The sequence below is a fragment of the Chamaesiphon polymorphus CCALA 037 genome (assembly GCF_003003845.1).
GTDB lineage: Bacteria > Cyanobacteriota > Cyanobacteriia > Cyanobacteriales > Chamaesiphonaceae > Chamaesiphon > Chamaesiphon polymorphus.
Genome location: NZ_PVWO01000019.1, coordinates 16,279 through 28,622, shown reverse-complemented (window position 1 = coordinate 28,622; position 12,344 = coordinate 16,279). Strand labels below are relative to the sequence as shown.

Annotated in this window: 11 protein-coding genes and 2 pseudogenes; 5 read left to right on the top strand and 8 right to left on the bottom strand. The window is 45.3% G+C overall.

Going from position 1 to position 12,344, the window contains the following annotated elements; translation table 11 throughout:
- Window positions 1–216: pseudogene (locus C7B77_RS02935) on the top strand (F390 synthetase-related protein); the annotation flags it as partial.
- A gap of 323 nt (window positions 217–539) precedes the next feature.
- Here C7B77_RS02935 and C7B77_RS02930 read toward each other — a convergent pair.
- The 6 genes and pseudogenes from C7B77_RS02930 to C7B77_RS02905 form a co-directional block, all read right to left on the bottom strand.
- Window positions 540–1,088 (bottom strand): annotated as a pseudogene (locus C7B77_RS02930) (transposase domain-containing protein); the annotation flags it as partial.
- Window positions 1,089–1,481: 393 nt separating this feature from the next.
- Window positions 1,482–2,672 (bottom strand): AAA family ATPase, encoded by a 1,191-nt coding sequence (locus C7B77_RS02925; RefSeq protein WP_106300149.1) that lies wholly within the window; start codon window positions 2,670–2,672, stop codon window positions 1,482–1,484.
- A gap of 36 nt (window positions 2,673–2,708) precedes the next feature.
- Entirely contained in the window at window positions 2,709–3,287 is a 579-nt protein-coding gene (locus C7B77_RS02920; RefSeq protein WP_106300147.1) for an RNA 2'-phosphotransferase, read from the bottom strand.
- Between the two features lie 127 nt (window positions 3,288–3,414).
- Window positions 3,415–4,095 (bottom strand): L,D-transpeptidase family protein, encoded by a 681-nt coding sequence (locus tag C7B77_RS02915; protein ID WP_106300145.1) that lies wholly within the window; start codon window positions 4,093–4,095, stop codon window positions 3,415–3,417.
- A 42-nt stretch (window positions 4,096–4,137) separates the two neighbouring features.
- Entirely contained in the window at window positions 4,138–4,587 is a 450-nt protein-coding gene (locus C7B77_RS02910) for a helix-turn-helix domain-containing protein (protein WP_245894015.1), read from the bottom strand.
- On the bottom strand, window positions 4,538–4,840 hold the full coding sequence (locus C7B77_RS02905) for a type II toxin-antitoxin system HigB family toxin (protein WP_106300141.1): 303 nt from the start codon (window positions 4,838–4,840) through the stop codon (window positions 4,538–4,540). Before C7B77_RS02905 ends, C7B77_RS02910 begins: the two co-directional genes overlap by 50 nt.
- A 278-nt stretch (window positions 4,841–5,118) precedes the next feature.
- Between C7B77_RS02905 and dxs the strand changes: the two genes are divergently transcribed.
- From dxs to C7B77_RS02885, 4 genes are all read left to right on the top strand, one after another.
- Entirely contained in the window at window positions 5,119–7,029 is a 1,911-nt protein-coding gene (gene dxs, locus C7B77_RS02900; protein ID WP_106300139.1) for a 1-deoxy-D-xylulose-5-phosphate synthase, read from the top strand.
- Between the two features lie 216 nt (window positions 7,030–7,245).
- On the top strand, window positions 7,246–8,535 hold the full coding sequence (locus tag C7B77_RS02895) for an ABC transporter substrate-binding protein (protein ID WP_245894013.1): 1,290 nt from the start codon (window positions 7,246–7,248) through the stop codon (window positions 8,533–8,535).
- A 131-nt stretch (window positions 8,536–8,666) separates the two neighbouring features.
- On the top strand, window positions 8,667–9,635 hold the full coding sequence (locus C7B77_RS02890; RefSeq protein WP_106300135.1) for a carbohydrate ABC transporter permease: 969 nt from the start codon (window positions 8,667–8,669) through the stop codon (window positions 9,633–9,635).
- Window positions 9,636–9,849: 214 nt separating this feature from the next.
- Entirely contained in the window at window positions 9,850–10,401 is a 552-nt protein-coding gene (locus tag C7B77_RS02885; RefSeq protein ID WP_146138157.1) for a hypothetical protein, read from the top strand.
- A 130-nt stretch (window positions 10,402–10,531) separates the two neighbouring features.
- Here the strand turns inward: C7B77_RS02885 and C7B77_RS02880 are convergent, their stop codons facing one another.
- A complete protein-coding gene (locus C7B77_RS02880; RefSeq protein ID WP_106300157.1) occupies window positions 10,532–11,095 on the bottom strand; it encodes a Uma2 family endonuclease in 564 nt (187 codons plus the stop codon).
- 101 nt (window positions 11,096–11,196) lie between these two features.
- Window positions 11,197–12,210: a zinc-binding dehydrogenase gene (locus C7B77_RS02875; RefSeq protein ID WP_245894011.1), complete on the bottom strand. Its 1,014-nt coding sequence runs from the start codon at window positions 12,208–12,210 to the stop codon at window positions 11,197–11,199.
- Window positions 12,211–12,344: the final 134 nt, after the last annotated feature.

Below are 12,344 nucleotides of genomic sequence, written 5' to 3'. Positions count from 1 at the left end.
GTCGTGCAAATCAGTCCGCCGGCGATCGAAGTTTTTGTCAAAGTACCGCCAGTATTAAAAACATCGATCGAGCAACAGATTTCTGTGTCTTTAATCGATCTGTTCGATCGATCGCATTGTCAAATTCCGGATATATCTTACCAAGAATACGTCGACCGCACCGAACATCACCTAAAAATGCGCCGAATTCAGCGAACATTTACCCCAGACAATTAATGTGGCTATGCCGTTCGGATCTGAGCCACGAAGCAATACTGTTCGGATAAGAGTTAGGCAGTCGAAGGAATAGTGAAAGTAAGTCGTGTAATTGTAGTGCCATTGCCTCGGTGTAGTCGTTTTCGAGCGGGAAACTTCGACCGAGGTTTCTTGACAACACGAGGATTCCTGCGAGCTTGTCGAGGCGGAATTTGTTGAGAGATAATTTCATCAATCAGCCAACTCAAAAAAAGGGGAGTTCAGAGGGGGAAGCCACTTGAAACTTAACCACAGCACGGCGAACTACTTTGAGAGAGCCAGTAAAACCCAAGCGTAATGGAGAAATGCGTTCCCGCTTCCACCAATAACACCAGTCGGGCTTTGGGAAAGGCGGCATGGGTACCTGGTCGTGAGCCAGGATATCCCCATACTCTGGCATTTGCTTCCGTCTCTGGAACATCAAATACAGTGCCGTCGATTGCCATCAACCGCAATCCATTCAGAAATGCGCCTGGTGTGTCAAGTGTTGCTAGTGGTTTGGCCACTAGTGCAAATAGCCGACTCATGACCCGTGGACCAACTCTTTGCCGAGCTTCGCTAATCGATGATTTGCTTGGCGTTGACCATCGCTGACCAAGCCGAATTAATTGGTGACTCCAGCCATCTACTAGATTCTTGAGCACATCCACAATTGAATCGTTCGACCACAAGCTCATTGCCATCACTACTGATATTACTAGCTCAGTTGGTAACCGTCGGTTACGCTCTGCCTGCGACTGAGTTGTTTCAATTGCATGGTTGATTGTTTCCGGCTGGATTACCGTTTCTAGTGCTTTAAATACCTCTTCTGGTTCTACCGAGGCCGCCGTTAATGTGAACTCACTCAGTTGCATAAGCGGTGTTGCAAATTTCAGCTCGACAATACCTAACTTTAACAGCCTCCTAGCTTAACCGAACAGTATTGAGCCACGAAGCTCATATCATAGTATTAGATAGCGGAAATTATGTGTCTATTTCCTCTTTCTGTCTCTGGTAAATCTAGTCTAACGTTTTAGTTCACTGAAGTGAACTTTCGCTGTTAGCCCGAAATTTATTTCAGGGCGGTTAAAGACTAAGCACTATGGTTTCAGGGTTGCTCTGATGACAACTAATTTATTCTGCTTTATGAGGGGATTTAGGGGGGAGTAAACCAACCGAAAACCAAGGCCAGTAAACTTATGTACATACTGACGTAAATCTGGTAGGGGCAATTCATGAATTGCCTCTACCAGATTTACAGGAGACTACTAGACAAATTTGTGAACGAATTCATAGGTGAAATCAACCCGTCCTTTGCGTAACAGCGCGGGATCCATTCGATCGGTAGTATTGCAAGTCATTAAAACTACCAACTTTTGTTGAATATGAATTCCCGATTCATCGATGACACTTTGATAGAGGGTACCATCGAGTAAACTTAAAATATGTTCGGTTTTACTATTTTCTTGAGCGGATTCAAGAGCGCGATTTTTAGCTAAGTTATCGGCTTCATTAATAATCAAACAAATCCGTTCTAAATAACTCGGCGGTACGAAGTTTTCGACAGCATCATGATCGAGGATAAAAATCACATATCCTAGCGGCATCAAGACTTCTTTGGCGATCGCTTGCGTCCAGACGGTTTTACCAGTTCCAGGTTCGCCGTTAATTAGTACGGCTACTTGCTGTTCGCTCAAAATTGCTTGTTGAACGCGATCGGTAAAGCTCTGAATTTCGGCGGGGAAGGAGCGAATTGGATACTCGCTATTGATTTTACCAACGCGACTTTTATAGCCGCTTAAAATCACCGCTACATCGAAGGTAGCTTTATTAATTAATGGTGCTAGATCTGGAGCCGAAATTGTGTATTGACGTTTGCCTTTTTCAAATGTCTCAACTTGCACCCAGATGTCGTACTCTTTCCAGTATGCCGAAACATAGCCCAAGACTTCCAGTCGTTCCCAGGTGGTGAATCGTTCGGGTGGAAAGTAAAAATACCGCTCCCAATAGTATTGGGTAATTAGATCGGGTGTGCCTAAAATCTCTAGAATATTTTTGACGGTAATTTCTTCCAAACGATTTAACACATAATCGATCGGAATGCTATCGCGACTGACTAATTGGACGATCGGAGTTTGGGCGACTAAAACATCTTTGTGACGTCGATCGGGCGAAGCCGGATCGGGCGTGATAAAATTCCACAGTTCGTTAAATTCGTACTGCACGCTATCCGAAAATACATTCAGAATATTCGCCCACCAGGAGTATTGTTTGCGACTGAGTGCATCGGCAACATCGCTGACAAAATCGGCACTGCGTTTTGCCAAACTCCAGGTATCATTAACCACAATATTGGCAAAAAAGCCGATGTCTAAATCTCGATTCAGAGGTCGCCAGCCCGATGCTAATAGTCCTTTACTTTGAGCGTTATTACTCTGATTGAAATTATCGTAGCCCATATTTATTATTTATCCTAAAATTTGCTCTCGAGAGCTTCACTCTCTTGGCACGCCATCCAATTGTGTTAAATATTGTGGGGGTACCGCCTCTACCAACCACACATCGTTATCTGTCACGTAAAAGCTATAACCGTCAGCAACCATCGCCAGCGCATCTATCACCAAGATGATACTTTCACCCCGCCTACCACCCACTTTGAATGCCGTGTTCAGATTTGTGGTGAGATGAACGTGGTGACGAGACATTTTTTGCAATCCCGATGCAAAAATTGCGGCGATCGCTTTAATGTGAGTGCCATGATAGAGAGTATCTGGGGGTGTCTGGACTGGAAGCTGTAAGTCGATCTCGATCGAATGTCCTTGATTGGCACGTATCAGATCGCCAGATTCATTAAATGCAAAACGTTGTTTATCATTGGTGGCAACTACCTGTTGTAGATCGGCTAGACTAATCTCAAATCCATGTGCTGATGCTGCTGCTAGCAGCTTATCTACTTCAATCCAGCCACCTGGCAAAAGTTCCAATCCCAGTCGTTCTGGCTGATGGCGCAAGTGTTTGGATAAGTATTTACTGATTCTAACGTAGCGTTGGGGAATTTGCCGAGTGCCAGCCATAAAAGTTGTAATATTGCGCTATTTTATCGATCTTTAGCATACCCAGGATCTCGATCGACTAATATTATCTACATTAGCTCTCGGCCAGATCCCCGACTTCTCGAAGAAGTCGGGGATCTATAATAACTTAGGGGACGATTTCAACCAGAGTACCCGTGCGCGATACATGATAAACTTCATCGACATCGGCATTTTTGAGCGAAATACATCCCCACGTCCAATTAGTTTGCTTAGAAATTAAATCTTCTGACTTTGTTGGTACGCCATGAATGCCGACATCGCTACCTATCGATGCATTCCAAGGAATTTTCCCCGTTTGTTTGGCACTTAAATGTTTGCGCCAGGAGTCAGCATTGGGATAGTCCAACCACAAGAATTTAGACCATTCGGGATGCGGATAAAGATCTTTGATATAGATAATTCCTTCAGGAGTACGTCTGTCGCCTTCGATGAGTTTATCGCCTTTAGGATTATCGCCTAAGACGATCGGATAAGATTTTATCGGTTGTTTATCTCGATAGATTGTCAGGCGATACTTTGATTTTTCAATCAAGATTGAAATACTTGCTTTATTAAAGCTATCGCCGACTATTTTCGCGATCGGCAGTTCGGTTTTAATAAATTTATTAGGTGGCTGATGGTAAGCAGGCTGGCTCTGACATGTTTCACAGAAGACTTGACTCCATAACGCGATCGGGAAAATATATCCCAATCGAGTCAGCGATCGATAGATCGCCCAGATTGCACCGATACTCAATACTGTCACTAAGCCGATCTTGGCCGATTTCGGTAACTTCTTCAATCGCATAGTTTACTGCACTCTAGAGGCCGATCGTCCATATCATAACAGCTAGATAAATAGACCTGGTGAAACTTTGAAATATTCTCCTAGTTTCTTTGCTTGCTCTTTGCTAATTTGGCGTTTGCCATTGACGATCGATGAAATTAGCCCACTCGATGGACTTAGTACTCCCACTAAGTCAACTTGCTGAATTCCTTTACTATCCATTAAGTGTTGCAAAAATTCGTGCGGCGTCGTCTGTTGCCATTCTTTAAAAGAGTAGTATTTCTCTTCAAATTCTTCAATGAGTGCCACCAACAACCTCAGCAGGGTTGTTTCTTCTACAGTACGATTTTTTCCTTTGTACATGAGAGATTCGACGATCGCTAAATATCGTTCGTTCTCAGCTTCTGTATCGATAACCTTGGGGACTATTTTTAATTCTTTAAGTAAGTCTAAATACTTGACTTCATCTAAAGTAAAGATCGTTTTTCCATTCATCTCTGTCGTAGTCAGCATGAGTTAAAAAGTATTTAAAATAGGCTATTTGCTCTTCATATTCAATGCTTAGAATTATCCGATACTTATTGCCTCTAATATTTATAACCGTAAAATTACCTACGGCTTCTGCACTTTGGTAGTCTTGCTGCAACTCGATGAGGTTTTGCCATTCTGCTTGCTCTACTTTTTTGCAAAAGGCTTTAATCGCTCTATCTACATCGGGATATCTAGCCGCAGCCTCTTTTACTCTGCGCGCGGAGATTAAGTGCATTGAGGCAATGGCTATAGTTGAATTATAGCAGCAATCATTTCAGATTGAAAGTTTTTTGTCAAGTAGAGACAATCGGGAATCGAATCGCTACTCCTCAAATTCTGGTGTTGCTAGATTTAAGATCGGTTTTGCATCTTGCCAATCTCTAGTCCCAAAACCCCCAATTCCCATTGATAACTGTAACAACCCAAGAATTTACCGATCTCAAACCTGCTAAATAAATTACAGTTAGAGAAGCTAATCAAATTTGAGATCGTATCAGACGGGGAAAACTGGCTATGCACCTAAGCGAAATCACCCATCCAAACCAGTTGCACGGTTTATCAGTTCGGCAATTAGAGCAAATCGCGCTAGAAATCAGAGAAAAACATCTTCAGACTGTGGCGACTAGTGGCGGTCATTTAGGCCCAGGGCTAGGTGTTGTCGAGCTGACGTTGGCACTGTATCAAACATTGGATCTCGATCGAGATAAAGTCGTTTGGGATGTCGGACACCAAGCTTATCCCCATAAATTAATTACGGGCAGGTACAATCGCTTTCACACGCTCCGCCAGAAGGATGGCATTGCAGGCTATCTCAAACGTGGCGAGAGTAAATTCGACCACTTTGGAGCCGGACACGCGTCTACGAGCATTTCTGCGGCCTTGGGAATGGCGATCGCCCGCGACCTTCAGGGTGAAAACTTCAAATGCGTAGCTGTCATTGGCGACGGTGCGCTGACGGGAGGGATGGCTCTAGAAGCGATCGATCATGCAGGACATTTACCCAAAACTAATTTATTAGTGGTGTTAAATGACAATGAGATGTCGATCTCGCCCAATGTCGGCGCAATTCCCCGCTATTTAAACAAATTGCGCGTCAGTCCGCCGATTCAGTTCCTCAGCGACAACATTGAAGAACAACTCAAACATATCCCGTTTGTGGGCGAATCGATTTCGCCCGAACTCGCACGAGTTAAAGAAGGGATGAAGCGGCTCGCCGTCCCCAAAGTTGGGGCGGTATTCGAGGAATTAGGCTTTACCTATATCGGCCCTGTAGACGGTCACAATCTGGAAGAATTGATTAGCACCTTTGAGGGTGCTCACAAACATGTAGGCCCCGTCATCGTCCACGTTGCCACTACCAAGGGTAAAGGCTACGCCATCGCCGAAAGCGATCGCGAAGGCTATCACGCCCAAAGTCCATTCAATCTCGCCACTGGTAAAAGTGCCCCCGCCAGCAAACCCAAGCCGCCGACTTATTCCAAGGTATTCGCCGATACCCTGATCGCGCTGGCTGAAAACGATCCGCGCATTGTGGCAATTACCGCCGCGATGGGTACGGGGACTGGTTTGGATAAATTTCAGGCCAAATTACCCGATCGTTATGTCGATGTCGGTATCGCCGAACAACATGCGATTACGCTCGCTGCTGGTTTAGCCACCGAAGGGATGCGTCCGGTAGCCGCAATTTATTCGACCTTCCTACAACGAGCCTTCGATCAGATCGTTCACGATGCTTGCATCCAACATCTCCCCGTCTTCCTGTGTCTCGATCGAGCTGGAATCGTTGGAGCTGATGGGCCGACGCATCAAGGGATGTATGATATTGCCTATCTGCGCTGTATCCCGAATATGGTGCTGATGGCTCCCAAAGATGAAGGCGAGTTGCAGCAGATGTTAGTCACTGGTATCAATTATACCGATGGCCCGATCGCGATGCGCTACCCGCGCGGTAATGGTTACGGCGTACCATTGATGGATGAAGGTTGGGAAGAATTACCGATCGGTAAAGCCGAAATTCTCCGCCAGGGCGACGATGTGTTGATGATCGCCTATGGTTCGATGGTACACCCGACACTCCAAGCGGCACAACTCCTGAGCGAACATGGCATTTCGGCGACGGTAATTAATGCCCGATTTGCCAAGCCGCTAGATACCGAACTATTTGCACCGTTGGCTCGATCGATCGGTAAGGTGGTGACGGTAGAAGAAGGTTGTCTGATGGGTGGCTTTGGTTCGGCAATTGCCGAATCGCTGCTGGATCTTAATGTTGTGGTACCGATCAAACGGATCGGCGTACCCGATATTTTGGTAGAGCACGCTACTCCGGATGAGTCTTTAGGTAGTTTGGGTTTGACGAGTTCCCAAATCGCGGAAACTGTCAGAACTACGTTCTTCACCCAAAAGCCGATAGCTGTTGGCGTCTAACTTGCCGCACCAATCTAGCATCGTCTCGAACTGTTGCTAAATACAGGCACGATTTAGGATCGTTCTCATCGCAAAAATCAAAGGTAGGGGCATTCATGCGTTGCCCCTACCTTTAGTTTTTTGCAGCAGGAAAATTAATCTACGCTAAGATCGATAGACGATCGGAGATAGTTGCTGCCGATAGGGGAGGATAATATGCCTCAATATTTCAAGCTAATGGGACTGATAGCCCCACTGTTACTATCGATCGGTAGTTGCAGCGGCAAAGCTCCATCACGCAAAGGCGTCCTGCGCGTGTGGGCGCATTCTGGGCAAGCTGCCGAGCGACAGGTGCTAGAGCAACAGGTGCGGCGATTCAATCAGGCTCGAAAGGGCACCACGGTTGAATTGACGTTCGTGCCCGAAGGTTCTTATAACGCGCAAGTGCAGGCGGCAGCTTTATCGAAAGATTTGCCCGACGTGCTCGAATTTGATGGGCCATTTATTTATAACTACGTCTGGCAACAAAATCTCGTCCCGATGGATGGGCTGATTTCGGCATCAGTCAAGCAAGATTTATTACCATCGCTGCTCCAGCAAGGTACCTATGGCGGACGCCTGTATTCGATCGGTACTTTTGACTCTGGATTGGGGCTATATGCCCGCCGCAGCCAGCTCCAAGCTGCTGGGATTAGAATTCCCACTGGAACGCAAGATGCGTGGACAGTAGCCGAATTCGATCGAGCATTGGCAGTTTTGGCCGCTAAAGATCCCGATAAACAAGTGCTGGATCTCAAGCTCAATTATCGCGGTGAATGGGCGACATATGGCTTCTCACCAGTTATTCAGTCAGCGGGAGCAGATTTAATCGATCGACCCCAATATCGTACCGCAGCGGGCATCCTCAATAGTCCTGCCGCCGTTGCCGCCATGCGGTCAGTCCAGAATTGGTTTAAAAAGGGCTATGTAGATCCCAATATCGATGATGCGGCATTTACCAGCGGTCGAGTCGCCCTCTCGTGGGTGGGACATTGGGCGTATAAAGATTATGCCAAAGCCGTCGGTACAGATTTGGTAGTATTGCCCTTACCCAACTTCGGCAAAGGTTCCAAAACAGCCCAAGGCTCGTGGAATTGGGGCATTACCACCAATTGCCCGAATCGGGAATGTCAAAAATCGGCCATGAAGTTCCTCGAATTCTTACTTCAACCGGAGGAGGTATTAGCAATGGCAAATGTCAACGGTGCTGTACCTGGCACCAAACGCGCGATCTCACAATCCCAGCTTTACGCGCCCAACGGCCCTCTGCGCCTGTTTTCCACTCAATTATTATCAGGCGCAACCGTCCCGCGTCCGCAAACCCCAGCCTACCCAGTGATTACATCCGCTTTTCAGGAAGCATTTGCCAATATTCGCAATGGTGTACCAGTGAAAACGGCACTAGACAAGGCAGCAACAACGATCGATGTCGATTTGCTAGACAATCAAAATTATCCGATTGTGAATTCAGCAACAGCTAAAAAATAACCACCATGCAACGTCGCCAGGAGATTTCAACGACTTCCAGTCGTTGCTAATGATGCGAAGTCCGCCTTCGCGGACTGGACGGTTAAGTGTATTAGTCGAAATTCATAGAGCTAGATTAGCTCTTAAAGCACATGCAGAGTAATTCGAGCGACACAATCCGCAATCCGCAATCCGCAATCCGCAATCCAAAATCCAAAATCCAAAATCCAAAACCAACAAAAGATGATACCCATACAGCTTTGCTGATGGCTGCGCCTGCTTTACTCGGTTTGTTACTATTTGTCGCGCTGCCATTTTTATTAGCCTTAATCATCTCCTTTACCAACCTCCGCCTCGGTTCGCCGCTACCGCTTCAGTTTCTGGGGCTAGAACAGTACCGCCGCGTCTGGCTAGATCCGAATTTTCGACAGGCTTTGTTCAATAACGGCTTGTTTGCGCTGGTGATGGTGCCTATGCAGACAGCATTAGCTCTTGGATTGGCTCTGCTGTTGAATCGATCGCTACCTGGAATTGCCATCTTTCGGACGATTTTCTTTATGCCAGTGGTTTTCCCAATGGCTCTAGTGGCGGTCATCTGGACGATTATCTATGCTCCCCGTGCTAACGGAATGATGAATGCATTGCTGTCATCGGTAACGTTCGGGCTATGGCAACCGAGAGACTTTTTAAACGACCCCGCACTAGCCTTACCCGCGATTATGCTGTTATCTTTGTGGCAGGGTGCCGGGTTTCAGATGGTGATTATTCTAGCGGGGTTGCAATCGATTCCGATCGCGTTATATGAAGCGGCCTCGATCGATGGTAGCAATAAATGGAATCAGTTTCGCTACATCACCATCCCCCAACTACGCAATACATTAATCTTTGTGATGTTGGTAACTTCGATTTTATCATTTCGCCTATTCGATCAAATCCAAATTATGACCCAGGGCGGCCCAAATGGTGCGACGACTACGGTAATGTATGAAGCAGTCAAAGCATCATTCGAGCAACAAAAAATGGCTAAAGGTGCGGCGATGACAGTCATCTTTTTTGCGATCGTGTTGGTAATTACATCGCTGCAACGGATTTTAGTGCCAGAAGAAAGCTCGATCGATTAAATAATTGCTTTCTTTATTTTCCGATAATATCTCGATTTGAAGAGATGTCCAGAAAGTTTCTCGCGATTGTGCTAGTTTAGGATGATATTCGGAACGGCTGGACGAAATACTTGGCTTTGTGCCGATATATTTGGCAGATGTTACCCAATTTTTTAGGAAGTAGGGGGAAAGTTTTCGTACACTAAATAGTTAGATTATCAAGTAATTATTGATTATGAGCAGAAGAATACCAGAACGTATACCACAATATTTTGACTCACCAGTTACTTTTGAATGGCTTGATTATAAGGCTTCTTCTGGATCGTACAAGGCAACTGGATACCTTCTTAGTTTGCTTGAATTCACAGCTATTGCAGTTTTAGGTGGCGATCCTTTTTATGATTTATCATGCAGTGATATGGAGGACAGGCTGAGAGAAAAATATACTGCCTGCTGTGAATCGCATCTGCCTCAATACGATCCGATTTCTATGGCAATGAACTGGGCTTGGCCACCTACTGAAGGAAGGATTATTGTCTTTGATTATGAAGAACTAATGAATGCAGTTGAAGCATTGTGCCTACTGTTGAATTCTGTAGAGCCAACAGCTATCATTCAAAGGTTGTCTGAGAAATATATAAAAGAAGAATGGGATGAGCTAGAGTTTGTTGAATTAGGAGAAGCAATAAAATGTTTAGGGGTATCAAGAGAGATTGTTGAAAACACAACTGAAGTAGGTTCTGTTTCAAATCATCTGGCAATATTGAGAGGTTATGATAAGGTTTGACATTGATAAAAGCAAGGCATAACAATCCAACGTACCAAAATTTTGAATTATAATGCTTGTATTTCCGGTAATTGTAAATGTTAGATCGCATCTTCGAGGATTTAGAAGAGCGAATGAAGTTGGTGATTAACTATGACGATCGATTAACTTCAAACAACCGTCGCACTTCGATCGATATACTTGGAAAGGCTAAAGGTGAAATCGTCCCATCCTGAAGATTGGTGACAGTTCGATAACCCGACGGTGAAGGATCTTGAAAAACAGTGAGCTGTAGATCCTGGAGATTTACTACCCAATACTCTGGGATTTCTGACTGTGCGTAGACGATCTGTTTATCGCCGAGATCGTAATTGAGAGTGCTGTAAGAATACTCAATTAGCCAAAAGATATTTTCTGGATAGGGATGATGCTCTAGGTAAACAGTGTCCAGCGGTTGGACGATTGCCAGATCTGGCTGTGGCTCCGAACCATTAGGCAAGGTTACGGGACGACCTTCGCGGACTTGAGCTTGTCCTAATAGGAGAGCGCGCAGGATTTGTGCTGTGCGATCGCTAAAATAAACATGGGGTTCTCCTTCTGGTGGCATCAGGATCAGATCTCCCCGTAATAATTCTAGATTTTGGCCGTCAAAAATACCTGAGTCGATCGCCTGATGGTATCGATCGATCGTCCATTTATAGGTCGCAATCGTCATCATTTTCCCTCTCAAGTATTGACGTATCATAACTCTAACAGATTTTAGATCGCTGGAAAATAGCCTCAGATCGCCAGCTAGAATCCCTATTTAAGAATGCTCTAAAATCTAACGACTACCTTGCCACAGTTGTGCCCGTTCAGTAGATATTTAACAGCAGTAGAGATCGATTCTATGCCATTAAACTGAGTGGGATCGACAGCAACTTGCAGTTTACCAGAATAGAACGAGTCTAATAATCGATCGCGTGCTGCGGCTGCATATTCTTGATACAACGGCATCAGAAAACCGCGCACGGAAGCAGCTTTCCAAAATAATTGATGATAAATACGCGGTTGGGTAATTTCTTCGACACTTTTGCCATATTCAGCAATATAACCCACTACAATTAATCGTCCCCGCATCGCCAAATTATCTACACAAGTATCAAAAACTTGTTTGCCAACGCAGTCGAACACTAAATTAACTCCGTTAGGATATTCAGTTTTGAGGACTCGATCGAGATTTTCGATACGGTAATTAATAACTCGATCGCATCCCAATCTCTTTAACAATTCAGCTTTGCGATCGTCACCACAAGTACCAATGACATGATTGCCAGCTAACTTCGCTAATTGTACCGCCAGATGCCCCGTACCGCCTGCTGCTGCCGTCACTAGCACCACTTCATTCGATCGCATCTCTCCCACCTGTTCCAAGGCTACCAGAGCCGATATCCCTGTAGGCATGAGCGTTAATACTTCTGGCGTGGCGGCGCGCACTTTAATAACTAGGTTGGCATCGATAACTTGATATTCTCGATAACCGCCCCCGCGTGCGGTGGTGACTACAGCATCGCCAAGTTGAAAATCTCGAACCTCCGCTCCCACTGCTACGACTTCGCCGACAGCTTCGACACCCAGATCGAACGGCGGAGTTAAGTTAAGATAGGGAACTTTGCCCTGACAAAGAATGGTATCGAAACCACTATTAATACCAGCAAATTTGTTTTGAATCAAAAGTTGATGAGCCGCAGGTTCGGGCATCGGAACTTCGACAATCTCGATCGCAGATGCAAAGTCTCGATCGAATTGCTTGGAGATTAATTTTCGATAAGTTTTCGGGTTGGTTTTCAAAACTACAATTTATCTTCTCGATCGACTAAAAATACTTTAAACAATGATAACTTTAACCGCACAGGTGCAAAGGGCGCAGAGGTAGAAATAGAAATGATTTTTCTCTATTAGAATTGCTATAATTCAACAAAGAG

Excerpts from the sequence above, each read along its gene's own strand:
- C7B77_RS02895 (WP_245894013.1), top strand. The coding sequence starts at position 7,246 with ATGGGACTGATAGCCCCACTGTTACTATCGATCGGTAGTTGCAGCGGC.
- C7B77_RS02885 (WP_146138157.1), top strand. The coding sequence starts at position 9,850 with ATGAGCAGAAGAATACCAGAACGTATACCACAATATTTTGACTCACCA.
- C7B77_RS02925 (WP_106300149.1), bottom strand. The coding sequence starts at position 2,672 with ATGGGCTACGATAATTTCAATCAGAGTAATAACGCTCAAAGTAAAGGA.
- dxs (WP_106300139.1), top strand. The coding sequence starts at position 5,119 with ATGCACCTAAGCGAAATCACCCATCCAAACCAGTTGCACGGTTTATCA.
- C7B77_RS02905 (WP_106300141.1), bottom strand. The coding sequence starts at position 4,840 with ATGCACTTAATCTCCGCGCGCAGAGTAAAAGAGGCTGCGGCTAGATAT.
- C7B77_RS02890 (WP_106300135.1), top strand. The coding sequence starts at position 8,667 with ATGCAGAGTAATTCGAGCGACACAATCCGCAATCCGCAATCCGCAATC.
- C7B77_RS02910 (WP_245894015.1), bottom strand. The coding sequence starts at position 4,587 with ATGCTGACTACGACAGAGATGAATGGAAAAACGATCTTTACTTTAGAT.
- C7B77_RS02880 (WP_106300157.1), bottom strand. The coding sequence starts at position 11,095 with ATGACGATTGCGACCTATAAATGGACGATCGATCGATACCATCAGGCG.
- C7B77_RS02915 (WP_106300145.1), bottom strand. The coding sequence starts at position 4,095 with ATGCGATTGAAGAAGTTACCGAAATCGGCCAAGATCGGCTTAGTGACA.
- C7B77_RS02920 (WP_106300147.1), bottom strand. The coding sequence starts at position 3,287 with ATGGCTGGCACTCGGCAAATTCCCCAACGCTACGTTAGAATCAGTAAA.